Genomic DNA, 25,440 nt, shown 5'->3' on the forward strand with positions numbered 1-25,440 from the left:
TAAGCCTTATCTGCCTGCCAAACCCGCCACAGCCCAGCACCAGCCGAACAACGTCGCGCGGGCATTGAGTTCCGACGTCGACGTGCCGGCCAAGAGCGGCAGCCAGTCTTCGGAGATCGCCGCTGAGGCTGCCGGTGCGGCAGACGACCCCATCGTTCCGTCGGACTTCTCAAAATCGTGACCGGCGCGGACAAGCAGCGGAAGCGGGCGCAGGCAGCAGTCTATGCCGGATCGATGCGGCGTGGCTGCCTGAAAGGCGTCGGACTCAGTCGAAATGCCTCGCGCCCGCAGCGCCTCGCGGAGACGCCACGCGTTAGCTGCCCTGATCGGCGCTTCGCCCGATGCCGGCGAGGCTCGATATCAACGCTTCGGCTTCACGGGCCGTTGCCACCGGAAGACCGGGATCAGGGCTGCGAGATCCTGTTCGGCTTCGGCGGCTCGGGATTGCGGATAGGCGGCGGTCAGGCGGCCGCTCCAGTAGCCATAGTCTACCGTCGTCAGGCTGAAACGCCATGGCTGGCCATTCCTCGTGCCGGTGAAGATACCACGCCAGGCACTCAGCTGAGGATCGGCTGGAAACGGCACGGGCCCTTCCGAAAGGACCGCCGGTGCGGAAAAGTGCGCCATCGCAGCCGACTTCATGATCGTATAGTGATCATGCGCCGACATGTCCCTGATGTGGACCAGCGCGATCCTGACCACGACATGATCGGCGCTTCCGCCAAGGGGCCGGTCATAGCCGATCGCCACATAATGGCCGCTCGGATCGAATGCCTGCTCCTTCAGCCGCGTGAAGCCGGCAAGCCGGGCCGGAAAGCGGAAGCCGCTCGCGACGTGGACCAGCGTGGTGCCATCGGCGGCCAACGAAAATCCGTCCGGTACACTGCCTGCGGAGGAAGCAATCGCCACAGGCGCAGTTGCGGCCCCGAGGGCTGAGGACAAAGACATTCCGAGGAGGACGATCGGAGCGACAGCAAACTTCAATTTCACGGGAGGATTCTCCGGATGGCGCAAGCGCAACTCTGCGGGCCTGGCTCCCGCTATGCTGCCATCCGTCGGCGCGATATCGGGAAGGATACGTAGTTGGGTCCTGACCGGCGGAAGCGCACCCAAGTACGCGCGGATCCACTCTTGTCACGCTTCTTGGTCGCATAACCGGAACCGCGGACGTTTTCCTCGTCAATGTTTCGGCCGAAGCGGCTGCATGGACGGCGCAAGCAACGGCGGGATGGCGACCATGAAAAGGGGCAGGGACGCCACCAGCAGCATGCCACTGTCCAACGCGCGATAGAGCAGGACACCTGCGACGCCGCCCCCCAGGAAGCAGGCAATTGTCTGGACGTGCAACCGTAATTTTGTCGCGGTCGCTCGCCGCTCACCGTCCTCTGACACGCTCGCTCTCAAGCCGACCAGCTTCGCTATTTCGATGCCGATGTCGGTCGCCATTCCCGAGACGTGCGTCGTCCGGATGCGGGCATCGGAAATATGGGTGACGATGGCATTCTGGAGACCCATCAGGAAGCTGAGGGCAAGGATCAGCAGCGGCACGCCGCGCTCCTGATCGAGTCCCATCTCGGCAACTCCCAGCACAATCAGCAGCAAGCCTTCCGCAACGACCACCCGCGCATAAATGGTGGTTATCGCACGCCGCAATCCGGCATCGACGGCGAGCGTCGAGATCGTCGCCCCCAGGACGAATGTTAGCACGATTGTGACATAGCCGAGGCCATGCATCCATTGGCCGAGCGCGATCAGGCTCGACAACGTCGAGACATTTCCCGTCATGTTGGCGGAGAAGAACCCGACAGCGTGAAAGGCAGCGGCGTTGAGGCCACCCGCGACGGCTGCGAGCACGCTCGCCAGACGCCTGTCGATTCTGTCGTCGCGGGCATTTCCCTGTCGGATGAGCATTTCGCTTGCTAGCGCAGACGGCGCGCGTGCGAAACGCCCGGCTCGTGCTCGTCGGCCTCAGTCCGACCAGACCCAGTCCCTGATCTCCGGCAGATCGTCAAAATACTCTCGAATATAGGTCTCATGCTCCGCGAGCAGGTCATTGCAGTGCGTCACCAGCGCGCCATTGGCGGTGAGGGCACCCGGCACATAGCGCAGCACCTCCAGGCAGAGATGCAGGCGGCTCATCCCGTTGAGCACCACCATGTCGAATGGCGTGGTGGTGGTGCCTTCCTCCATATAGCCGCGGACATGGAAGCGATCATGCGCCGACCGGCCGTGCAGAAGGTCATGGATGACGCCGGGGTAACCGTGAAAGGCGAACACCACGGGTGCGTTGGCCGTGAAGATCTCGGTGAAATCCGCGTCGCTCATTCCGTGCGGGTGCCGATCGGCCGGGCACAGCCGCATGAGATCGACGACATTGACGACGCGCACCTTGATCTCGGGGGCGTGCTGTCTCAGGATCCAGGCGGCCGCGATCGTTTCCTGTGTCGGCACGTCGCCGGCGCAGGCAAGTACGATGTCCGGCGCCTCAGGCTGGTTGCTGTAAATGTCCCACACGCCCGCACCACGTGCGCAGTGGGCTTCGGCCTCTTCCATCGTCAGCCATTGCAGCTGCGGCTGTTTGTCGATCACGATCAGGTTCAGATAATTGCGGCTTCGGAAGCAATGGTCGGCGACCGAGAGCAGGCAGTTGGCATCGGGCGGCAGGTAGACGCGGGCGACCACCGGCTTGCGGTGGATGATCGTGTCGATGAAGCCAGGGCCCTGATGGCTGAAGCCATTATGGTCGTTGCGCCAGCAGGTCGAGGTGAGCAGGTAATTGAGCGAAGGCACGTCGGCTCGCCACGGCACGCGGCGGGCATGCTCGATCCACTTCGCATGCTGCATGGCCATCGAGTCGATGATCAGGGCGAACGCTTCATAGGTTGCGAACAGGCCGTGGCGGCCGGTGAGCGTATAGCCTTCGAGCCAGCCGTGGCAGCAATGCTCGCTCAACACCTCCATGACGCGGCCATCGTGGGAGATATGGTCGTCATTCGGTTCGATCTCGCTCACGAGGCAACGATCCGAGACGTCGAAGACGGCGCCCAGCCGGTTGGAATTCGTCTCGTCCGGGCAGAAGAGGCGGAAATTGTCGGGATTGTCGCGGTAGAGGTCACGCAGATATTGGCCGAGCACGGCGGTGGAGCCCAGGCGCTCGGCCGCGCGCTGCTCGAAGCGGACCTGATAGTCGGAATAATCGGGAAGCTTGAGAGCCTTCGTCAGCAAGCCGCCATTGGCCTGCGGGTTGGAGCCCATCCGCCGATCGCCTTCGGGCGCCAGCGCCGCGATCTCGGGCTGGAGCCGCCCGTCGGCATCGAACAGTTCCTCTGGACGATAGCTGTGCAGCCAGTCTTCGAGGATATGCAGATGCTCCGGGTTGGTCCTGACTTCCGAGACCGGCACCTGATGGGCCCGGAACGTCCCTTCGATCTGCACGCCGTCCACGATCTTGGGGCCTGTCCAGCCTTTCGGCGTGCGCAATACGATCAGCGGCCAGACCGGGCGGTCCTTAAGGCCATTCGCACGAGCTTCCTTCTGGATCTCCCGGATCTTGAGGACCGCCGTCTCCAGCACTCCGGCGAATTGTTGATGGAGGACCATGGGATCATCCCCCTCGACGAAGATAGGCGCATAGCCCTGGCCTTCGAAAAACTTGGTCAGGTCGGCATCGCTATGCCGCGCCCAGACCGTCGGTCCCGAGATCTTGTAGCCGTTGAGATGCAGAATCGGCAGCACCGCGCCGTCGCGTGTCGGGTTGAGGAAATCGATGCTCTTCCAGCTTCCCGCGAGCGGTCCGGTCTCGGATTCGCCGTCGCCGACTACCGCCGTCACCAACAATTCGGGATTGTCCATTACCGCCCCGAAGGCGTGCAGCAGCACATACCCCAGTTCGCCGCCCTCATGGATCGAGCCGGGTGTCGGCACGCTGACGTGGCTCGGCACCCCGCCGGGCGTAGAGAACTGACGAAACAGGCGCAGCATTCCCGGCTCGTCCCGCGTGATCGCGGGATAGAAGTCGGTATAGCTGCCCTCCAGCCAGACATTGGCGATCAGCGCGGGCCCGCCATGGCCGGGCCCTGCCATGTAGATCGTATCGAGATCATATTTCCGGATCAGCCGGTTCATGTGGACATAGATCAGGTTTAGCCCGGGCGATGTGCCCCAATGGCCAAGCAGCCTCGGCTTGACGTGTTCGATCGTCAGCGGCTCGCGCACGAGCGGATTTGCCAGGAGATAGATCTGACCGATGTTGAGATAGTTCGCAGCCCGCCACCAGGCGTCCATCAGCTTCAATTCTTCGGCATCGAGCGGGGCGGGGAGGGTATCTGCGTCTTGGGTCATAGGGTTCCCGTCAGGATTGTCTTAGATGGCGCTATATCGCGGATGCAAGGTCGTCAGGCGTCAGCCGACGCTGGAGATCGCCGGTGGTCTCGCCTGTCAGCTGCCGTTGGCGACGGACAGCGGTGCCGATGCGGCATGCCGTTCCGCTGCGAGCATAGCGCACACCTTCCGCGCGCGCTCATACACTTCATAGAGAGCCTGATCGACGAACCGCTTGGAAAATCCTTCGACGACGCCTCCGAGGTGAAGATGCTCACTGGACTTCATGCCGAAGGCATTGAGAAGATAATGGCTCGTCAGGCTGCGCAGCGATTCCACCTGACCTTGCTCGTCGAGCCACGCTTCTCGCGTACCCGACGATGAGATGTTCAGCATGTGGCGTCCGTGGAGCACACCTTCGCTGGTCCGGTCCTGGATTTCCCGCGCCGTGACGCCGGCGCCCAGCACGCGATCGATATAGCCCTTCATGATCGCCGGCGGCATGGCGAACCAGATCGGGTACACCAGGGTGTAGATGTCGGCGCCCCGGATCGTGTCGATCTCGGCTTGGACATCTGCTGAGAGGACGATGCCGCTCACGCGCGGACGTTCCTCATCCTTGAGCACCGGGTCGAAACCCATCGCGTAGAGATCCCGGACGACCACGTCCTGCCCACATTCGCTCACGGTATCGCAATAGCTCTTTACTACGCTGGCGTTGAAGCTCTTCGGATCGGGATGCGCCAGCACCACCACATGGCGGGGGCGGGCGTGGGGCTGTTCAGACATCGGTTCCTCCTCTCCAGGACTCGAAAGCGCGAATTCGTGGGCGCCGGACGCTAGTCGCGCATGCGAGCGGCGGCGAGGATCCCTCAGCTGGCGGCATTATGCTCAGTCGTCTGATCGGCTGCGACTTCCGCGCAGATGCTGCGGGCGCGTTCATGGACATCGCGTAGATACTGGTCGACATACTCCTGCTCGAGCCCCTCGACCGTCTCACCGAAGTGAAGATCCTCATAGGTTTTGATCGCGAAGGCATGCTTGAGATAGCGGCCAAGCACGTTTCGTAGTGATTCCATCTGGTCCTGCTCGTTGAGCCACATCTTGCTGGCGCCGGACGAGGTGATACTAACCAGACGCTGGCCCTTCATCAGGGTCAGCGCCGTGCGATGCTGCACGTCCTGCGGCGTGACGCCAGCGCCCAGCACGCGGTCGACATAGCCCTTCATCATGGCAGGCGGCATGCCGAACCAGATCGGATAGACCATCACGAAGACGTTGCTACCCCTGATCGCCTCATGCTCGGCTTCGACATCCTTCGACAGCGCGAAGCCCTGCGTTCCCGGCCGTTCATGATCCTTCAGGACGGGATCGAACCCCATGGCGTAGAGATCGCGCACGATCGCTTCCTGGCCGCAGGAGCGCACTGCCGCGCAATAGGTGTCGGCAACCAGACTGTTGAAGCTGTCGCGACCGGGGTGGGCGAGCACCACCACATGCCTCGGACTATAGAAGGCCGGCTGCTTTGACATCGAAGGCTCCTTTTCGAGTCTCCTAGCCTCCCGGCGAGCGATCCGCCTTAGGGGAATCTACGGAGGTGACAGAGGCGGATCAGTCACGGCTCTGGCAGTGGTCACGTCCAAGCGCGGCAGCTATTCTAGCCGGCTGCAAAGTAGGTGAAACCCCGACGGGCGATCATGGCCGCGAGACGACTATCGAACTGTTCAGCGACCGCGCAAAAGGGCTTCCTGCAGTCGCCGCAGACCGCCGCGACCCGGCTCAACTATTAACCCCATAGCGGCCGAGCATCTGCTGAAGGCCTTGGTCGAAGACAAGGAGGGCATGGCTTCCTTACTAATCGCCAAAGCCGGCGTCGCCGTGACCGATGGCGTTCCGTGCCGTCATTCTGCCCCCTCCTCGGACGGTGTCCCGCCATGTGGATCGAGCTAACCTACTCCATGGTTTTGAGCAGGTCATCTACAGAAGCGCTGGCGAAGGCGGCGAAATTGTCCGCAACCCCATAGGGCAGCAGTAGGGTCCGCTCATGAACGATCGATCCACAGCTGTAGACGACATTCGGGACATAGCCGTCGCGCTCGTTCGGACTTGGCCGCAGGATGGGTTCCTTCGTACGGGCGAGCAGTTTCGAGGGATCCGCCTTGTCGAGCAGGCAGGCGCCCATGCAATAATTGCGCGCCATGCCGACACCATGGGTGAGGACGAGCCAGCCCTCGTCGATCTCGATGGGTGAACCACAATTACCCATCTGCACGAACTCCCACGGGAAACGCGGGCTGACGATCCTGCCGCCGCCATCCCAGCAATAGAGCCCATCGGAGGCCAGCAGCCAGATGCTCTCATTGTCCTGGCGGCCGAGCATCATGAACCGGCCGTCTATCTTTCGCGGGAACAGCGCCATGCCCTTCGCCGCGGCGGCTGATCCTTTCAGCACATGCATTTCGAACGTTCTGAAGCCTGTCGCCCGCAGCACCTCGGAGCGAGCGTCGGCACCGTCGAAGGCAGTATAGGTGCCGAGAAATTCGGTACGTCCATCCTCTTCGGTGAAACGAACCAGTCGCAGGTCCTCGATGCCGCGTCGCTGGCTGGCCGTGACCGGGAACAGCACGCTCTCCGAGACGTCTTCGCTTCCTTCGCAGATGATCCGCGTCATCTCGTTCGCAGCGTCTGCCGCCGAGCTGTCGATCCGCGGCGATATCGCCTGATTGCTGGCTTCATCGATGGCGAAACCGTCAGTCGGACTCCAGGTGCCGGTGCGAAAGGTCACCGAGGAGATATGGCCTTCGCCAATGCCGCGCAGCGACAGCAGGAAACGCACGCCGCCTGGCGGGGCGCCTTTCTGGTCCGCCCGCAACACCATGCTGGGGTTGAACAGCGCGGCAGCTTCGTAGGAATATTCCTCGCTGAAATAGGCGCCGACAACGAGCGCGGCCTCCCGGCTCATGCCTTGCGCTTCGGGCACGCGTTCGCGGATATCGTCGGAGCGACGAAGGAGGATTTTCTCGATGTCACGGTGACGCTCGGCGAGCGAGGCGATGATCACCTCTTTCTCCTTCAGCAACCGCGCGCTGTCGAGCGACAGAACGCGTTCCACGATCTGCTGCATGCGGGGATGCGCATCGTTCCTGAAGGCCTGCGGATAATCGACATCGAAGGGCCGGATAACGGTGCGGGACGGGTTGGGTCGTAGGTGAAGCTCGGAATGGCAAAGCAGGCTTTCGTCACTCATCATGCTATCCATTCTCGGCTGCGCCGGATCATTAGTTGCCCCGAGGGCTTCGCCAACCTAGCCGCCGGGAGATATCTTGTCGCGGTCGCTCTCATCGGTTCGGTGCCGCCCGGGCGCATGATGGCCACCTTCCAGCTCTTTCAGGCGTCTTGCGTACGGAGCTTCACTACGCGCCATAGGTGAACGAGCCCGAGGTCCAGTTTAGGTACGCGGCCAATTGGCTGCGGAAGTCGACGAGCAGCATGAGGTGGACCGGCGATCAGGTCAGCCACGCGAACAGGCCAGTCAGACGCGTCCAGCGAAATCGGCCCACGCGAGAGCGGTCGATCACCGCCATCGTGCCGAGGCCACGATAGCGGAACGGGCGGGCGATACGTTCATCTTCTATCTCCCGGACGTTGCAGCTGGTAGAGATTGACGGATTTCCCGGGAGTAATTGAAGCCGGGCGTCGCACCGACGGGACGACGAACTTGGCTGAGGCGCCGAAGCACCGGAAAACTGTAGCGTTGGTCCAGAAAGCCCATTTTCCACGCAAGCGAGGCGGTATAGCCACTCAGTAGGATACGCCAGTCCAGACGGTAACGAAATCCCGCCTGCGCCTCGGACAGAATGCCGGTTGTACAATTGTCTGTGAGCGTGTTGTACCACGCCGGCACCGTGTTGAGCCGGTGGATCGTGTGCAGATAATTGAGGAACAGCCGGCGGCCTTCTCCGGGCGTCAGCTTGAGGTGATAGAGATAGACGCGCTCCCTGCGAAAATCCGTACGTACGCCGATCAGATCGCGCTCGTCGGCGGTCACGTAGAACGTCTCGTAGTGATGGAAGAAGCCGGCAATAACGGAATAGGGGAATCGTTTTTGCCGGCGAGTCTCAATCGAGATAGCCAGATGTCTTCCGTCGAGGAATGCGAAGCTGAGGAATACATGAGCGATGCTTTCGCCCGCCCAGTAGGAAGTGACCATGTCCACACCCGACAGGGTGTCGATATCATAGTTCGCATCGTACCAGTGCGGCGTAAACGTGGATTCATCGTGCCAAGCGAAGTCGCGCACATGCTGCAAATGGGCTATGTTTCCGTCAAGCACCGCATCGGCTGGAATGGAATATTCCACTTGCCAGTCACGATCGTTCCGAGGTGGATCGTTGAGGTACCATCCCCAGAACCCAACAACCAGCAGCGTGGCCGAAACGCCACGCCAGTATTGGTTGCGTAGGCGTAGCGCAACGAGCAGAAACAGGGGAAAACCCAGGGCAAACGCGAGTCGCAGCCAGGACGGGAGGATGGTGGAATAGTAGAAGGCGGCCGCCGCAAACAGCGCATTCATGCCGCCGCCCCACAGGATGAGGCGGTGCCGCAGCCCTTTCATTTGGCCCTCATCGACGTTGGCACATACTCGCCACCCATGCGTATGATATTGCGCTTGGCCATGTCGAATGAAGGTAGGGCATCACCAGCCAAATCCTGGGCCTGTTCAACAAGTAGTCGGCGCACCTCTGCGATTGTGACCGGATTGGACTGAGTCGAATGGGCCGAGTGCCGGACGACAAGTTCGGAGTCGACGCCTGGTATATGTGCGCTTTCATATTTGACGACCCCATCGCTTGCGTGGTCGAGCGGACCATCCTTTAACACGGGAATGATCGAATGAGCCTGGACGTCCGGCGCGACCGGGATAGCAGACAGTGACTGGATAAAAGGGCTCGCGGGCGACATTCCGTAGAGGCTGCCCATACGCCAACTGCTTTTGTCGGGCTTCGTTGCGCCAACATTGGAGGCAACTTGCTGCATGGTTTCCCTAACGGTGAGCGGAAATCTGATGAGGCGGCCCAATAGGCGTGAAACCGACAGAGTGGCGAGATAACTTCCATGCTGCGGCGTAGAGATGAAAACGACGTTACGGACTTCAGGCATGGGTGTCGGGAACAGTTCGTCTTGCAGGACGTCTCGCGTGGCGGGTGTGAGGTTGAGGCTATCGATCGGCCTTGGCATGAGCCCATTCCATAAGCGGTCCTGCGCGTTGATGACGAGCATTTTCGACAGCAATCCACCCTGACTGTGGCCGATCAGCGTAACCCTTCCCAGAGCAGGATCGGCCTGGGGACCGCCCAGTGCCTTGACGGCGGCTGCGATCGATCGTCGCAGCTGCAGGGCAGAATAGGGTATCGGGTTTCCGGTGCCGTAAGAGAAAAGCCAGAATTCATAATGCTGCCGTATGTAGGGATCAGCCAGAAGATCATTGACCATGTCGGCCCAGCGGGCCGGACCAGAGGCGGTGCCGTGTACCATGACTACCGGCATTCGCCCTTGCTGATGGGGTTCAAGAGCGGTGAGGGCCAGACCGTGATGCTGACCGAGGACCTGTCCGTTGAAAAATCCGCGATATTCGGCGGCCCAATCTACCGATTCGCTGAGACTTATGGCGGCCGCAGTGGTGGAGTCGAGTTGTGGCGGGAAATGTGGCCGGTTCGCGGCGTGCAGCGCGGGGTCTTCGTCGGTAGCGAGCGAGAGGCGCCCGCTCACATGATCCGATAAAACCTGTTCTCGAGCGTGCGGGATTTCAATAAACAGGCTGACCGGTATCCGTTCGTGATCGGAAATCTGAATTGCGCTGTTATCGCCGCGATTCATGAGAGGCACGGCAGCGAGTGGTTCACCGAGTCCTGGGTGATTGTAGACGTTGCTGACGCCCTTGACGGCCATCCGGGCGGTGGGGCGAAAGTCGCTCAAGATCTGGCCGTGCCAACTGCGGTCCGCCGGGTTTGCGACAAGATCCAACGTGGCGTAAGGGAGCGTCCAGTGCTGGGACTGCACATTGGCTGGAGAGCCGAGCGCTTCCGTGAGCGCCAGCATGTAGAGATCGCACGCCTGCCGGAAATGGGGATCATAAGCGTCGGGGCGTTCGGAGACGGGCGCATCGGGAGCGAGATAGGCATAGGCATAGAGTGCAGCGGCCATGAACTGCGCGGGATCACGCGTCTTCCGGGCGCGCAGCCAGCTCAGTTCGGCGAGAGCAAATAGGCCGTCTGGCTCTTGCGCAATGGCGCCAGTCTGTATCGCCGAGCGAAGCGACGAGAGCGCCGTTTCGGGTTTCTCCTTCCAGCCCCGAAGCAGGTTTTGCCGTTGCAAGACGATGTGGGTTGTGTTGCTCATCTGGGCGCCCGAGAGGGCGCTCACATTGCGCTGTCGGTACGCCGCAGTGAGGCTCAATTCGTGAACCGAGACCGGAGAGCAGGCCGAGAGGAATGCTGCGGCGGCAAGAGAAATGACGTCCTTCCACCATTTTCGGCCCGTCCCAGGATTGTCGCGAGAGACCGAAGATTCACAATGATGAGGCAGGAGAGACACGGGGAACATCCTCTACAGCGAATGAAACGTTCAGGAGCCTCTGGCGATCGGATCACTCGGCTGCAAATCGGCAGGTCGGTCCGCTCGCGCCGCCCATCGCAAAAACGTAGGGCCAATGCGATGCGTCTGCCTTCCCCGCTTCTCCGTCGCTACGACTTCACAAAATTGGAATCGGAACAGGTTTCGAGAAAGCGGGCTCAGTAGGCGCGACAAGCGCGAGTGGCGACAGGGCGCTCAGCACGGCGACAACGACCCCGCAATCTGGAGCCCGTGTCCTCGACGCATCGAGGATCGATGCCCGGATGGACGACCCGAAGCCGCCGATAATGTTTCCATAGGCCGGTGGTGGGCTGGAAGGTTCGGGACTATCTACTCGACACGAATGATGGCCGCCGTTGACATTTCATTCCGTGGCTGCCTGCGGATCTGCGGCCAGAGCTTGGGGTTCGTTGGCTCGCAAAACCGGCGCCACGCACCGGATGTCAGATATTCGACGCAGTGGTAGTCGGACTATAACGAAGCACAATGGCGTTACCACATCCGTAGAGTTACGGAGTTCGCGCTCGAGAGGGACCCCGCATAGAGCCGGCGAGCATCGCTTTCAGGCGCCATTGCGGGTGTTTCGAGACGAGAAGCGCGTCGGCGGATGCAACCCCGTCATCGGGATCGCCCGGCGTTAGGAGGATATGGACCGTTGAGGCAGCCGAAGATCAGGCATGGTGATGCGCGCCGACAGGCAGGTTTGCGGCGAAATAGTATCGCCGCAATCAGTGCGTTGCTGCTCGGCGCCTGTTCCTTCGCCCCTGTGTACCGGCGCCCGTCACCTCCCGTGGCTCCGGCATTCTCGAGCGATACCCGCGCCGGCGTCTCGATCGCGCGTATCGGATGGCGGGACTTCTTCACCGATCCCGATCTCCAGCGACTGATCGAGACATCGCTCGCAAACAACCGCGATCTGCGGATCGCCATAGGACGGGTCGAGGAAGCGCGGGCGCAATATCGGATCGAGGGATCGCAACTCTATCCGACGCTCGACGGCGTGGCGGGCCTGACGCGCAGCCATACGCCGGCGGATCTCTCCCTGATCGGCCAGCCGGTCACGGCCAGCCAGTACCAGTCGGTGCTGAGTGTCGGCTGGGAAGTCGATTTGTGGGGCCGGCTGCGCAACATGCGTGCGTCCGCGCTTCAGAACTTCCTCGCCACCGAGGAGGCGCGCCGCGGCGTCTCGACGAGCCTCATCGCGCAACTCGTCTCGGCATGGCTCCAGGAACATGAATATGACGAGCGCATCACGCTCGCCGAGCGCACGATCGACAGCCGACGCGAAAGCTTCCGCATCGCCAACCGCCGGTACGAGGTCGGGTCGGGCTCGAAGCTCGACATGACGCAGGCCGAGACGCTGCTGACCCAGGCGCAGACGACGCTCCAGGCGCTCCATCAGGCGCGCGACGAGAACCGCAACGCGCTTACGCTGCTGGTCGGCGCGCCATACGACCCCGGCCAGCGATCGCTGAACCTCGCGGGCACCAACGCAGACCGTGCGCTCCCGGCGGGACTGCCTTCCGAGCTACTGCTCAACCGTCCCGACATCCTCGAAGCGGAGCATCAGCTGATCGCGGCGCATGCGGACGTCGGCGCGGCGCGCGCCGACTTCTTCCCGAACATCACGCTCACCGGCGATTTCGGCACCGCTAGCGCGCATCTGACCGACCTGTTCGCCCACGGCCAGCGAAGCTGGGGTTTTTCGCCGATGGTGACGCTGCCGATCTTCAACGGCGGCCGCAACAAGGCCAATCTCGATCTCGCCAAGGCACGGCGCAACATCGCCGTCGCCAATTACGAGCGGACCATCCAGGCTGCGTTCCGCGATGTCGCCGATGCGCTGGCGCAGCGCAAATGGCTGGCCGGCCAGATCGCGACGACACGCCAGACGGTCGACGCCCTCGACGAGCGGCTGCGGCTCGCGCAGCTTCGCTACACCAGCGGCCGTTCCGCCTATCTCGAGGTGCTCGAGGCCGAGCGCGACCGGTTCGATACCGAGCAGGCGTTGGTCCAGCTCCGCCGCGCTTACTATGCGAGCGGCGTCAGCCTCTACGCCGCGGTCGGCGGCGGGTTTCCGGAAGATGCGACACAGCAGGCCCAGGGCGGACAGGCAGGATGACGGACAAGGCGAAACAATGGCTGCTGCGTGGCGGCATCCTCATCCTCATCGCAGCGATGGCGCTCGGCGGATGGTGGCTACTGCGGCCGAAAGGACTTGGCCCCGGCATCGTCGCCGGCAACGGCCGGATCGAGGCGACCGAGATCGACATAGCGGCCAAGACGCCGGGCCGCATCACTGACATCCTGGTGGATGAGGGCGATACCGTGAAGGCGGGTCAGATCGTCGCCCACATGGACACGCAGGTACTCGAAGCCCAGCGCGCCGAGGCGGAGGCCCAGCTTGCCCAGGCACGAAACGCGATCCTGACCGGACAGAGCCAGGTCGCCCAGCAGCAAAGCGAGCGTGCCGCAGCCGTGGCGGTCGTCCAGCAACGTCTGGCCGAATTCAATTCGGCGGGAAAGCGCCTGGCACGGTCCACGACCTTGGCCCGCGAAGGGGCCACAGCGGTGCAGGAACGGGACGATGACGAGGCGAGCGTCGAAAGCGCGCGCGCCGCCGTCGAGGCCGCTCGCGCCCAGGTCGCGGCGAGCGATGCGGCGATCGCCACCGCCCGCAGCCAGGTGATCGGCGCGAGATCCAATGTCGAAGCGGTCGCCGCGACCATCCGTCGACTGAATGCCGACATCGTCGACAGTGCTCTCAAGGCTCCGCGTGATGGCCGGATCCAGTACCGCGTCGCGCAGCCCGGCGAGGTGATGGCCGGGGGTGGCAAGGTGCTCAACCTCGTCGATCTGTCGGACGTCTACATGACCTTCTTCCTGCCGGAGACGGTGGCCGGACGGGTCGGCCTCGGCAGCGAGATCCGGATCACGCTGGATGCAGCGCCCGGCTATGTGATCCCGGCAAAGGCATCGTTCGTGGCAGACGTGGCGCAGTTCACGCCCAAGACGGTGGAAACCGCGAGCGAGCGCCAGAAGCTGATGTTCCGGGTCAAGGCGCGGATCGCGCCCGAGCTGCTCAGGGAGCATATCAAACAGGTCAAGACCGGCTTGCCGGGCATGGCCTATGTCAAGGTCGATCCGAAGGTCGAGTGGCCGGCGAAGCTGGCGGTGAATGTCGGCCGATGAGCGAGCCGGCCATCGCCGAAAAAAAGGGGGACGAAGCGAAGCCGGCGGCCCGGCTGACCGACGTCAGCCTCCATTATGGCGCTACGCTCGCGCTTAACGGCGTCTCGCTCGAACTGCCTTTCGGGCGGATGACCGGACTGATTGGCCCTGACGGCGTCGGCAAGTCGAGCCTGTTCTCGCTGATCGCCGGCGCGCGCGCAGTTCAGCAGGGAAACGTCGAGGTGCTGGGCGGCGACATGGCCGACCGTCGCCACCGTGAAGCGGTCTGTCCGCGCATCGCCTATATGCCGCAGGGACTCGGCAGGAACCTCTATCCGACATTGTCGGTGTTCGAGAATCTCGACTTCTTCGGACGCCTGTTCGGTCAGGACGGGGCGGAACGCGAACGACGTATCACCGACCTGCTCGAAAGTACGGGCCTCACCGCCTTTCGCGATCGTCCGGCCGGCAAGCTGTCGGGGGGCATGAAGCAGAAGCTCGGCCTGTGCTGCGCGCTGATCCACGATCCCGACCTGCTGCTGCTCGACGAACCGACCACCGGCGTCGATCCGCTTTCGCGGGCGCAGTTCTGGGACCTGATCGACCGCATCCGGGCAGGAAGGCCTGGCATGAGCGTGCTTGTGGCGACCGCCTATATGGAAGAGGCGGCACGCTTCGACTGGCTGATGGCGATGGATGCAGGCCGCATCCTCGACACCGGCACTGCGGCTGACTTCTACACGCGGACCGGCACGACCACGCTGGAGGAAGCCTTCATCGCCTTGCTGCCTGCGGAACGGCGGGCGGGGCATCAGGCGGTGGTCGTCGAGCCCCGTGCGCCAGACGGTACGGTCGCCATCGAGGCCAAGGGCCTCACCATGCGCTTCGGCGACTTCACCGCCGTCGATCATGTCGATTTCCGCATCGAGCGCGGTGAGATCTTCGGCTTCCTCGGCTCGAACGGCTGCGGCAAGTCGACGACGATGAAGATGCTGACCGGCCTGCTGCCGGCGAGCGAGGGCGAGGCGTGGCTGTTCGGCAAGAAGGTCGATCCGCGCAACATCGAAACGCGCCGGCGCGTCGGCTATATGAGCCAGGCCTTCTCGCTCTATTCGGAACTCACGGTTCGGCAGAACCTCGAACTCCATGCCCAACTCTTCCATGTGCCGACGGGCGAGATCCCCGGCCGGATCGAGGACGTCGCCGGCCGCTTCGACCTCAGGCAGATCATGGACGCATTGCCCGACGGCCTGCCGCTCGGCCAGCGTCAGCGCCTCAGCCTCGCGGTGGCGACCATCCACAAGCCCGAGATGCTGATCCTCGACGAGCCGACCTCGGGAGTCGATCCGATCGCGCGCGACAATTTCTGGCAAATGATGATCGACCTGTCGCGCAACGATCATGTCACCATCTTCATCTCGACCCACTTCATGAACGAAGCCGAGCGCTGCGATCGCATCTCGCTGATGAACGCCGGCAAGGTGCTGGTGAGCGACACGCCGCGCGCAATCATGGCAACGCGCAAGGCCGACACGCTCGAGCAGGCCTTCATCGCCTATCTGGAAGAAGCGACGGGGGAGGGGACGGCGTCGTCCCAGGCTGCCGCGCAGCCCGGGACGGAGGCCCCTGCCAGGAGCGCCGCGGCATCGTCGCGCGGCTTCAGCGTGCGGCGCATGTTCAGCTATGTGCGGCGGGAAACGCTCGAACTACGGCGCGACCCGATCCGTGCGACGATGGCGTTGCTCGGCAGCGTGCTGCTCATGCTCGTGATGGGCTATGGCATCAGCATGGACGTCGAGAACCTGCCGTTCGCGGTCCTCGACCGCGACGGCACAACGACCAGCCAGAACTACACGCTGAACCTCGCCGGCTCGCGCTATTTCATCGAGCGGCCACCCATCACGGACTATGCCGATCTCGACCGGCGCATGCGCGACGGCGAACTGAGCGTGGCCGTCGAGATCCCGCCGGGCTTCGCGCGCGACTTGCGGCGCGGGGACGGCGTGTCCGTCGCGATGTGGATCGACGGCGCCATGCCGCAGCGCGCGGAAACCGTGCAGGGCTATGTCCAGGCGCTCCATGCCGAGTGGCTCGGCGACATGGCGGTGTCCGAACTTGGCAGCCGCGCCGCCGCTGCGTCGGGGTTGGTCAACATCGAGACGCGGTACCGCTACAACCCGGATGTCGAAAGCCTGGTAGCGATCGCGCCCGCGGTGATCCCCATCCTGCTACTCCTGCTCCCCGCGATGCTGACCGCGTTGAGCGTGGTGCGGGAAAAGGAACTGGGCTCTATCGTCAATTTCTACGTAACGCCGATCACGCGCGTCGAATTCCTTCTGGGCAAGCAGCTGCCTTATGTGGCGCTCGCCATGCTCAACTTCGTCATGCTGGTCGTGCTGACCTTGTTCGTGTTCAAGGTACCGATGACAGGCAGCCTCCTCGCGCTGACCGCCGGTGCGTTGCTGTACGTCCTGTCATCGACGGCGATCGGTCTGCTCTTCTCGATCTTCATGCGCAGCCAGATCGCCGCGATCTTCGCCACCGCGATCGGCACCATCCTGCCGGCGGTACAGTTTTCGGGTTTGACCAACCCGATCTCCTCGCTCGAAGGTGCCGGCGCCCTGATCGGCCATGTCTTCCCCGCCACCTACTTCATGATCATTTGCCGGGGCGTGTTCTCGAAGGGACTTGGCATTGGCGATCTGCAGGGATCGCTGATCCCGCTGGCGCTCGCCTATCCGGTGGTGTTGGGAGCCTGCGTCCTGCTCCTCAAGAAGCAGGAGGGCTGAGCCGATGCATGCCGCCAACGTCTGGCGCCTCGGCATCAAGGAACTGCGCAGCTTGTGGCGCGATCCGATGATGCTGGTCCTGATCGCCTACGCCTTTTCGCTTGGCATCTATGTCGCGGCGACCGCCATGCCGGAGACCCTGAACAAGGCACCCATCGCGATCGTCGATGAGGACCAATCACCGCTTTCGCAGCGTATAACCAGCGCCTTCTACCTGCCGCACTTCGGTGTTCCGGCGCTTGTACCGCAAAGCGAGATCGATCCGCGCATGGACGCGGGCAAGGATACCTTCGCGCTCGACATCCCGCCCGATTTCCAGCGCGACCTGCTTGCCGGCCGCCAGCCCACCATCCAGCTCAACGTCGACGCGACGCGGATGAGCCAGGCCTTCACCGGCAGCGGCTATATCCAGCAGATATTGAACGGAGAGGTGTCGGAGTTCATGCAGCATCACCGCGGCACGCCGCCGCCGCCGGCCGACCTCGCCTTCCGTGTCCGCTTCAATCCGACGCTGGCCCAGTCCTGGTTCGGCGCGGTGATGGAGGTGATCAACAACGTCACCATGCTCTCGATCGTCCTGACCGGCGCGGCACTGATCCGCGAGCGCGAGCATGGCACGATCGAACATCTGCTGGTGATGCCGGTCACCCCTTTCGAGATCATGGCCAGCAAGGTCTGGGCGATGGGGGCGGTCGTGCTCGCGGCCTGCGCCTTTGCCACCGTCGTCATCGTCGAGGGCTTGCTCAAGGTGCCGATCGAGGGTTCGGTCGCTCTGTTTCTGCTCGGCGCCGGCCTGCACCTGTTCGCGACTACATCGATGGGCATCTTCATGGGCACCATCGCGCGGTCCATGCCGCAGTTCGGGCTGCTGCTGATGCTGGTCATGCTTCCGCTGCAGATGCTGTCGGGCGGGATGACTCCGCGCGAGAGCATGCCCTGGATCGTCCAGCAGATCATGCTGATCGCACCCACCACCCATTTCGTGAAGCTCGCCCAGAGCATCCTCTATCGCGGCGCCGGAATCGATGTCGTGTGGCCGCAATTCATCGCGATCATCGTGATCGGTGCGATCTTCTTCGCAATTGCACTCGGCCGCTTCCGCAAGACGATCGGGAGCATGGGGTGAGGTCGGCAGCACGATCGTGGAGTGGATTCGAGCAGCCCTCTTCGGCGGTCGCAGATATCCAGGTCGATCATGTCATCCTTGGGGGGGCGGCCAAGCTTGGCCGTTTGTATATTGCCGCCCGTTGAGGGCCAGCGCGTGAGCCGGGTCGCCTGGCCTGATCCATCTGGCATTGGCACCATGGCCCGCGTGGGCTTTCGCTGGGTGGCCCCGTGGAGGTGGCGGCTTACGGCGTGCCGGGTCGCGAGGCATTCGCGGCAAGACGTAAGCTGGCGGTGCAATCCTTTTACTGCTGGTTGCGGCCGGCCTGATGCTGGGGAGGCCTTTTGAAGGCGATCATACCTATTTGAGGCTGGCATACCTCCGGTGAACACATGGTGACGGCTAATGGCAGCGTGCGACCCATTGACCGCATCGAGCGATCATCAGGTGCTCAAAATCGCCGCGAGGAAAACCAGCCTCGATGACGAAAAGGCACGCGAGGTGCTTGCTGTCCTTCACCGGACATTTCTCTTTCGGTTTCGCTCCTCGCCGCGCCCTTCGATCGTGCCCCGTCCGAATGGTGCATGCCACGCCACCGCCAGTTGCCATCGGTACGCGGATTGGCATTCGCAAAGGGGGTGGCCTTGCCGCTTTGCTCTCGCCGACTCTCCATTTCTGAGCTGACCCTCGAAGGGGCCATCCCGGAACCGAAGCCGCTCGTTGGAGAGATAGTAGATGGTCTCGCTCGATCGCTTCCAGAGGCCGGTGTCGAACCCGACGATCTGTTGCGGCTGCTCTCCTCTGATTCAATCGGCGCCCAACGAAGAGCGCGCATTCTTCCCGCCGCCCTAACAAATCATCGGCTGTGAATTCGGACTCACGTCTGCGCCGCCGTAAAAAGCCTCCGATCGAAGCGCGCACGACGAGAACTGCCAGCCAGTATCGTATTCGGCCCGAACATCATATGTTAATGATTGCGCGGGCATGGAAAAGAATGGACCTACTGTCTGTGCTCACGGTCGCATGCTCGGTGGTTCATCATGCAAATTGCATCGCTTCCGTTGCTCTTGCCGATTGCCGCCCCACCGCGCGTCGGATTGTATCGGGTTATGCGACCTCTATGTCGAGAATGGACGCACCATCAGCGACGAGGCTAACGCGCCCGGACTGGAAGCACCACTACAGATCGGCGATTTTCGCGCTTGCCCGCTTACCTAGCCGCTCTTATTCGTCGAGGTGAGCTTCGCGGCGCCGGGCTGCTGCGTTGAGTTTGAGCGATCGGGTTCAGGCACGGGATCTCACTGCGCCTGTTTCATCGCGGATCTTTGAGGCTTGCGGGGTTGAAGGGGACAGGCGGAGCGGCACGGCCGCGTTGATCAGGGACCTGCCGCGCGCAGCGTGAGCGAGATGCTGCGGAAGAGAAAGGCATCGGGACATGCGCTGGCGAAGGCGATGCGGATCCGGCTGGCGGTTTCGATGACCCTTGCTGCGACCTTGAGCAGGCGCAGACGGATGGTGGCGAATTCGGCGGTGCGCAGGGGATTCTTGGTCGGCATGGCTTCGCGAACGGCCCACATTAGCCAGTAGGCTGCGGTGTGCAGGATCAGCCGCACCTGATTGGCGTTGGCCGCGCGGCAGGAGGTGCGGTCACTCTTGAGCTGGGATTTGTGAAGCTTGATCAGGTTCTCGGCCTGGCCCCGCGCGCAGTACAGCGTATCATAGACATATTCAGCGCTGCCGTTGCTCAGCGAGGTGACGACAAAGCGAATATCGAGACCGAGAGCGCTTGCCTCGATGCGAGCGGCGACGCGGCGCTTGTCCTTTCCCCAGCTTTTTGCCGCATATTTGGTCTCCGCATATCGACGCAGCTGGCTGCTGCCACGGACCGCGCGATCGGTGGCGCAACTGTCGGCTTCCGTCACGATGATGGGATCCGCATGAAGCGCGGCATTGCCCGGGAGCCCGAAGACATAGTCGACGCCATTCTTTTCGCACCACTCCATCGGCTCGGGGCGGCCATAGTGGCCGTCGCCCCGCAGAGTGATGTGGGTCTCGGGCCAATGGCGCCGGATGCGCCGGACGAGCCGCCGGATATGGCCGGCGACTTCGGTGCCAGAAGGCGTCTTGCCGGTGCGCAACAGCATCGCAACCGGCCGGCCAGTTTCGGTGTCGTAGACGTGGATCGGCAGAAAGCATCGCTCGCCATGGTGGCCGTTCCAAAAGGAAAGCTGCTGCATACCGTGAACGACGTCGACCGTGTCGTCGATGTCGAGTGTGACGGCGGCCGGCGGTGTGGGATAGCTCGCACAGTAGATATCGACCAACGTGCCTGTCAGGCGGAAGATCTCGCGCGTGGTCGGCGCATTCTCCCAGCGCGACATTGTCGGCTGGCTGGCGAGACCGACCGGCCCATCCGGCAGCTTGCCGAGAGCGAGCTTAAAACCCGGGTCGTGGCGCAGCGTATCGAGGTCATCGGCATCCTCATAGCCGCAGGCGATCGCCAGGATCCGGGCGCGCAATATCCCGTCCAGGCTATGGGTGATGCGGCCCTGATCACGCGGATCAGCGATGCAGCGGGCAAGCTGTGCGGCGATACCCAGCTGGCGCTCTGCCTGGGCGAGCAGAAGCACGCCGCCGTCCGAAGTCAGCCTCCCGCCATCGAAGGCCGCCGTGATTTTCCGGCGATGAACGGCTGGAAACGAGAATGGGAGAAGGCTATCATCTGCCATGGCGATCGTGGCTCTATCTGTCCGGCCCAGAGGATTGGTGTAAGCAACCCTTCTCTAAGCTAAATCAGATACTTACGCTACGGTCGCCAACCCAAACTCGCCATCTCGACGAATAAGAACGGCTAGTGGACAAAGTCTGACAGAGGAGTCCTTTGGGGGATTCCCGTAGCATGCCGATTGTGCGAGTCAGGCTGGATGCGCAGTGGTATCTCGATCAGCCTTTCCCCGTCCGACAAAGATCGGCTCGATCGGATCATCAAGGATCGCAATGCGGCGCAGAAGCACGCGTGGCGCGCCGAGATCGTGCTGCTGACGAGCGACGGTGTCGGCACCAACGCGATCATGCGGCGAACTGGGACTTCGAAGACCTGCGTATGGCGATGGCAGGAGCGCTTTATGCAGGAAGGAGTGGAGGGACTGCTCCGCGACAAGACCCGTCCGTCGCGGATCCGGCCCCTGGCTCCGAAAGTGACCGAGCAGGTCGTTGCCCGGACGCTTGAAGGTCCGCCCGGCGAGACGACCCACTGGACGGCGCTGAAGATGGCGACAGAGGTGGGGATCAGCGTCAGTTCGGTGCAGCGGATCTGGCGAGCCCACGGCCTGCAACCCCACCGCGTTCGCCAGTTCAAGCTTTCGAACGACCCGAAGTTTGTCGAGAAGCTACGCGATGTCGTCGGGCTATACGTCTCGCCGCCTGCTCACGCGATCGTGCTGTCGTTCGACGAAAAGAGCCAGATCCAGGCGCTGGATCGCTCGCAGCCCGGCCTGCCCCTCAAGAAGGGACGGGCCGGAACCATGACCCACGACTACAAGCGCAACGGCACGACCACGCTCTTTGCGGCGCTCAACGTGCTCGATGGCACCGTGATCGGCCGCAACATGCAGCGGCATCGCCACCAGGAATTCATCCGCTTTCTCAACCTGATCGAAGCACAGGTGCCGGCTGGAAAGGCGATCCACGTCATCCTCGACAACTACGCCGCCCACAAGCATCCCAAGGTTCGAGAATGGCTCGGCCGGCACCCGCGCTTCACCTTCCACTTTACGCCAACATCGTGCTCATGGCTCAATGCCGTCGAAGGTTTCTTCGCCAGACTAACCAACCGCCACCTCAAACGCGGCGTCTTCCACTCGCTCGTCGACCTCCAGGCCGCCATCAACCGCTTCCTTGCCGAGCACAACGAAAGCTCAAAGCCATTCGTCTGGACCGCCGATCCCGATGAGATTATCGCCGCCGTCAGGCGCGGGCACCAAGTGTTAGATTCCCACCACTAGGATACTTGGCGTTGGAGCGCATAGAACAAGGTTTGTCTCGAATGGTTGATTGGATTCGATAATGTCCGTTCGTGGTCTCGTGATGCCGATAAGAGCCGACCGTTTCGTCATTGGCAGGCATGGGATTCTTCGGGAACGATCCGGTAACATGGGCGCCGTGACCATCGAGAATCTATCGGTTACCGGCTGTGCGTTCAGGGCGGATTTCCCGCTCGAAATCGGGACCGTCATCAGTATCGGGATGCCAGGGATTGGGACACGTGGCGGGCGAGTGACGAGAAGCAACGGTGAGGAACATGGGTGCAGTTTCTTCCTGCCGATCACTGAAGAGGAGATCGCGCAGGCGATGACTGAGGAATCGGCTCCGCAAACGCCCCTCGCTCATATTCGTGACACGATAAGGGCCGAGGAAGAACATAAGGTAGCCGGTCCAACGGAGGGCTCGGCATGGAGACAGTTGCTGCGCGCGGCCCGTGCGCGCCTCGGGCGATCGCGATAATACTGCGCAGCGAGCGCTCGGAGCGGTGCGGGTTTCCGACCCGGCGGAAACTGCGTGGTATATGTGTCTGGCACCAGAAGCATCTGATGAGAGCACGCCGTTAATACATCCCGCGCTAATATCGTGAAGTCCTGAAGAACTGACTGGAATTCGTCCGTGAAAGCCGTGCAGATTGCTGCCGAGGGGGCCGCATCCGACCGACGGGTTCTCCGGGCCGCGGTCATCGTCATGCTCATGTCGATCCTTGTTCTGGCATGCGAAATCTTCGGCCACTTCGGCATTGCGCGCGGCCTTTCCGAAATCCTGTCGTGGGTCAGGATCGGCGCTGGCCTCATCGGCTTGATCGCGCTGGCGGCAGGTGCTCCCCTCGCTCTCCGGGAGATGGGCGAGCGGCGCCGTTACGCAGCGAGTGCGCTTGAATCGCGAGGACAGATTGAAAATTTATTTCAAATGACGGACATGCTCCAAAGTGCGCTCGTCTATGATGACGCCAACGCAGTGCTACGAGCTACGGCCTCCCAATTGCTGCCTGGCTTTGGTGGCGCTTTATATGTATTCAACAATTCGCGTGACAGGCTTGACCTCTCGACCAGTTGGGATTGGCCCGAAGGCCGTTTGCCTCCAGAAACGATCGCACCTTTACATTGCTGGGCGCTGAAGCGAGGCAAGCCCCACGTCAACCATGTCGGCGCGACCGCGCTGCGGTGTGAACACCTCGCGGCGGATATCCTCGTGCTCGAGATCCCGATGATGGCGCGCGGAGACGTTTACGGGCTTCTCAGTATTCAGTCCGGCGGCGAAGACGGCGAGGAAAAGCTTGCCGACATTACACCCCTCGCGGCCGCCGTCGCAGATTCGATGTCCCTGGCGCTCTCAAATATTGCCTTGCGCGAAAAGCTGCGGACGCAGGCGTTGCGCGATCCTCTGACCGGACTATACAATCGGCGATACATGGAGGATATCCTCGATCGGTCCATCAATCTGTCGGAGCGAAACGGCAGCCCGCTTTCGGCGGTGATGATCGATTTGGATCATTTCAAGTTGCTCAATGATGAGCATGGTCATGCGCTGGGCGACGCGGTGCTGCGCGAGGTGGCCGGCGCGATCGTTGGAGCGATCCGGCCTTGCGATGTGGCTTGCCGCTATGGAGGTGAAGAGCTTCTTGTAATCCTCCCTGATTGCTCGCTTGAAGACGCGGTTTTGAAGGCCAATGTCCTTCGAACCCGCATCGAAGGCCTTTCGGAGAATCATGGGTGCCGGATCACGGCGTCCTTCGGTGTCGCTGCGATGCCGGACAATGCTGCAAAAGCTGGCGACCTTCTCGGCGCTGCAGATGCCGCCTTGTACACAGCAAAACAGGAAGGCCGAAATCGCGTGGTCGCCGCGCCGTCTCGACCAGAAAGCGATAGAGCGTCAATCGCGCCGAACTTGGAAGTTATGCTGGAAAACGGGTGACGGTGGGGAATTGAAGGCGGCGTTTCGACGCGGGTATGGCAGGCGCCGCAAGTGTTTGGGACTTGTCAGTCGATACTGACCCCGATCAGGTGGCCGAGGCCAAACGTCACGGCAGCCGCTGCAATACCGATTGCAAGTTGACGCATGGCCGAGAAGGACGCCTTCTGACCGGTGAATAGGCTCGTGGCCGCGCCGATCCCGATCAGCGCCACACCGCTGAGAAGGAAACTCGCCGTGAAGGCAAAACGCCCGTTGAGCAGCAGGAACGGTGCGACCGGAAAGCTCGCTCCGAGCGCGAACAGTCCGAACGACGCTGCCGCCGCCGTCCAGGGCGACCCGCCGAGATCATCGGGATCGATACCGAGTGCCTCGCGGGCGAGCGAATCGAGCGCGCGATCGGGGGACTGGAACAGCTTGTCAACGAGGCGCGCGGCAGCGGCCGCATCGAAGCCCTTGGCGCGATAGATCAGGATCAGATCCTGCTTCTCGAGTTCGGGCAGATCACCGATCGCGGTGGCTTCCCTGGCAAGCCGCCGCTGGGTCATCTCCCGCGCACTGCTGACCGACAGCCATTCGCCCATCGCCATCGAGCAGGCGCCGGCGATCAGGCCCGCCAGGCCGGTCAGCAGGATCGTCCCCTCATTCGCCATCGCGCCCGCTACGCCCATCACGAGGTTGAGATTGGAGACGAGGCCGTCATTGGCCCCCAGCACAGCCGCGCGCAATGCGTTGCCGCTGCCGCCGCGGCGGCGCCCCTCGATCATCCCCAGCGCCCGGCCCGGCAGGCCGCCGACTTCCATCGCCGCCGCCTGAACGATTCGCGCATGGCTATATTCGTCGGCAGGCATACCGGCGGCGACCGCATCGGGTTCGCCATCATAGGCATGGCTTTCCGCCGCTTCGATCCGGGCCAGGATCGGGAGCACGGCGGAAGCGCCGAGCCGCCGCGCCAGGCTTGCCAGCAGGCGCATCCGGCAGGTCGGCGGGGTGTCGGGGGCGGCGACGCCGGCACGCTCCAACCGCGCTCGCCAGAAGGCGGCATGGCGGCGCTCGATCGCCGCCAGCCGACGGAACACGCCGCTGACGCCGACATCGCTTTCGGCATCCGCCAGCGCGTCATAGACATGGGCGCTAGCGAGTTCGCCGCGCAGATAGGCGCGCAGCGTCATGACATCGGCCTTGCCTGCTCGCGGGGGTTGTACCGATGTCATGAGGCGTGTTCTTCCATAAGCGATGTGTTGGCCAGATAGACGCGGAGCTCGCGCGGGCGGCACTCCACCAGGAAGCGCTTGACCCTCACGGGCTCACTGTCGAGGTTGATGCAGAGGCCTCGTCCGATTCATACTCGACCCACTGGCTCCGTCGCGCTTCACTGCAGCGCTGCGGCGACCGTCAGCCGGCCGTGCCCCTCGACGCTCACCTCCACGACATGCCCTTCCCGGCGGGCTTGGCAGACCGCCTCGC

At 62.7% G+C, this 25,440-nt stretch carries 18 protein-coding genes; 8 read left to right on the forward strand and 10 right to left on the reverse strand.

What is annotated here, in order from left to right:
• Positions 1-360 precede the first annotated feature (360 nt).
• The 5 genes from PBT88_RS09300 to PBT88_RS09320 form a co-directional block, all read right to left on the reverse strand.
• Positions 361-1,113: a hypothetical protein gene (locus PBT88_RS09300; RefSeq protein WP_270078899.1), complete on the reverse strand. Its 753-nt coding sequence runs from the start codon at positions 1,111-1,113 to the stop codon at positions 361-363.
• Between the two features lie 66 nt (positions 1,114-1,179).
• Complete coding sequence (locus PBT88_RS09305) at positions 1,180-1,911, reverse strand: YoaK family protein (RefSeq protein WP_270078900.1); 732 nt, start codon at positions 1,909-1,911, stop codon at positions 1,180-1,182.
• Positions 1,912-1,968: 57 nt separating this feature from the next.
• Positions 1,969-4,341, reverse strand: coding sequence for a phosphoketolase family protein (locus PBT88_RS09310; protein WP_270078901.1), 2,373 nt, complete (start codon positions 4,339-4,341; stop codon positions 1,969-1,971).
• A 96-nt stretch (positions 4,342-4,437) separates the two neighbouring features.
• Entirely contained in the window at positions 4,438-5,109 is a 672-nt protein-coding gene (locus PBT88_RS09315; protein WP_270078902.1) for an NAD(P)H-dependent oxidoreductase, read from the reverse strand.
• Between the two features lie 83 nt (positions 5,110-5,192).
• On the reverse strand, positions 5,193-5,852 hold the full coding sequence (locus tag PBT88_RS09320) for an NAD(P)H-dependent oxidoreductase (RefSeq protein ID WP_270078903.1): 660 nt from the start codon (positions 5,850-5,852) through the stop codon (positions 5,193-5,195).
• A 289-nt stretch (positions 5,853-6,141) separates the two neighbouring features.
• On the opposite strand from PBT88_RS09320, the gene PBT88_RS09325 reads away from it, so the two are divergent.
• Positions 6,142-6,270, forward strand: a complete 129-nt coding sequence (locus PBT88_RS09325) for a hypothetical protein (protein WP_270078904.1) — start codon at positions 6,142-6,144, stop codon at positions 6,268-6,270.
• Position 6,271: 1 nt separating this feature from the next.
• On the opposite strand, the gene PBT88_RS09330 is transcribed toward PBT88_RS09325, so the two are convergent.
• From PBT88_RS09330 to PBT88_RS09340, 3 genes are all read right to left on the reverse strand, one after another.
• Complete coding sequence (locus PBT88_RS09330) at positions 6,272-7,567, reverse strand: glycoside hydrolase family 130 protein (RefSeq protein WP_270078905.1); 1,296 nt, start codon at positions 7,565-7,567, stop codon at positions 6,272-6,274.
• Between the two features lie 384 nt (positions 7,568-7,951).
• Positions 7,952-8,935: an Lnb N-terminal periplasmic domain-containing protein gene (locus tag PBT88_RS09335; RefSeq protein ID WP_270078906.1), complete on the reverse strand. Its 984-nt coding sequence runs from the start codon at positions 8,933-8,935 to the stop codon at positions 7,952-7,954.
• The gene (locus PBT88_RS09340; protein WP_270078907.1) at positions 8,932-10,914 is read right to left on the reverse strand and encodes an esterase/lipase family protein; all 1,983 of its coding nucleotides are present in this window, start codon (positions 10,912-10,914) and stop codon (positions 8,932-8,934) included. Before PBT88_RS09340 ends, PBT88_RS09335 begins: the two co-directional genes overlap by 4 nt.
• Before the next feature lie 805 nt (positions 10,915-11,719).
• On the opposite strand from PBT88_RS09340, the gene PBT88_RS09345 reads away from it, so the two are divergent.
• Genes PBT88_RS09345 through PBT88_RS09360 form a run of 4 tightly spaced genes read left to right on the forward strand, consistent with a single transcriptional unit; the run spans position 11,720 to position 18,039 of the window.
• The gene (locus PBT88_RS09345; protein ID WP_270079219.1) at positions 11,720-13,075 is read left to right on the forward strand and encodes an efflux transporter outer membrane subunit; all 1,356 of its coding nucleotides are present in this window, start codon (positions 11,720-11,722) and stop codon (positions 13,073-13,075) included.
• Positions 13,072-14,145, forward strand: coding sequence for an HlyD family secretion protein (locus PBT88_RS09350; protein WP_407696532.1), 1,074 nt, complete (start codon positions 13,072-13,074; stop codon positions 14,143-14,145). The genes PBT88_RS09345 and PBT88_RS09350 overlap by 4 nt, the downstream gene beginning before the upstream one ends.
• On the forward strand, positions 14,142-16,913 hold the full coding sequence (rbbA, locus tag PBT88_RS09355) for a ribosome-associated ATPase/putative transporter RbbA (protein WP_270078909.1): 2,772 nt from the start codon (positions 14,142-14,144) through the stop codon (positions 16,911-16,913). The genes PBT88_RS09350 and rbbA overlap by 4 nt, the downstream gene beginning before the upstream one ends.
• A gap of 4 nt (positions 16,914-16,917) precedes the next feature.
• On the forward strand, positions 16,918-18,039 hold the full coding sequence (locus tag PBT88_RS09360; protein WP_270078910.1) for an ABC transporter permease: 1,122 nt from the start codon (positions 16,918-16,920) through the stop codon (positions 18,037-18,039).
• Between the two features lie 1,355 nt (positions 18,040-19,394).
• On the opposite strand, the gene PBT88_RS09365 is transcribed toward PBT88_RS09360, so the two are convergent.
• Complete coding sequence (locus PBT88_RS09365) at positions 19,395-20,747, reverse strand: IS1380 family transposase (protein ID WP_270078911.1); 1,353 nt, start codon at positions 20,745-20,747, stop codon at positions 19,395-19,397.
• Positions 20,748-20,942: 195 nt separating this feature from the next.
• Here PBT88_RS09365 and PBT88_RS09370 point away from each other — a divergent pair, with 195 nt between their 5' ends.
• The 3 genes from PBT88_RS09370 (at position 20,943) to PBT88_RS09375 (ending at position 23,976) form a co-directional block, all read left to right on the forward strand.
• Positions 20,943-22,022, forward strand: a complete 1,080-nt coding sequence (locus tag PBT88_RS09370; RefSeq protein WP_270078912.1) for an IS630 family transposase — start codon at positions 20,943-20,945, stop codon at positions 22,020-22,022.
• A gap of 148 nt (positions 22,023-22,170) precedes the next feature.
• Entirely contained in the window at positions 22,171-22,521 is a 351-nt protein-coding gene (locus PBT88_RS21170) for a PilZ domain-containing protein (RefSeq protein WP_407696533.1), read from the forward strand.
• 156 nt (positions 22,522-22,677) lie between these two features.
• Positions 22,678-23,976, forward strand: coding sequence for a sensor domain-containing diguanylate cyclase (locus PBT88_RS09375; protein WP_270078913.1), 1,299 nt, complete (start codon positions 22,678-22,680; stop codon positions 23,974-23,976).
• Positions 23,977-24,041: 65 nt separating this feature from the next.
• Here PBT88_RS09375 and PBT88_RS09380 read toward each other — a convergent pair whose 3' ends face one another.
• Positions 24,042-25,145, reverse strand: coding sequence for a VIT1/CCC1 transporter family protein (locus PBT88_RS09380; protein WP_270078914.1), 1,104 nt, complete (start codon positions 25,143-25,145; stop codon positions 24,042-24,044).
• Positions 25,146-25,440 lie beyond the last annotated feature (295 nt).

Source organism: Sphingomonas abietis, from assembly GCF_027625475.1.
In the GTDB taxonomy this organism is placed as follows: Bacteria; Pseudomonadota; Alphaproteobacteria; order Sphingomonadales; family Sphingomonadaceae; genus Solisphingomonas; species Solisphingomonas abietis.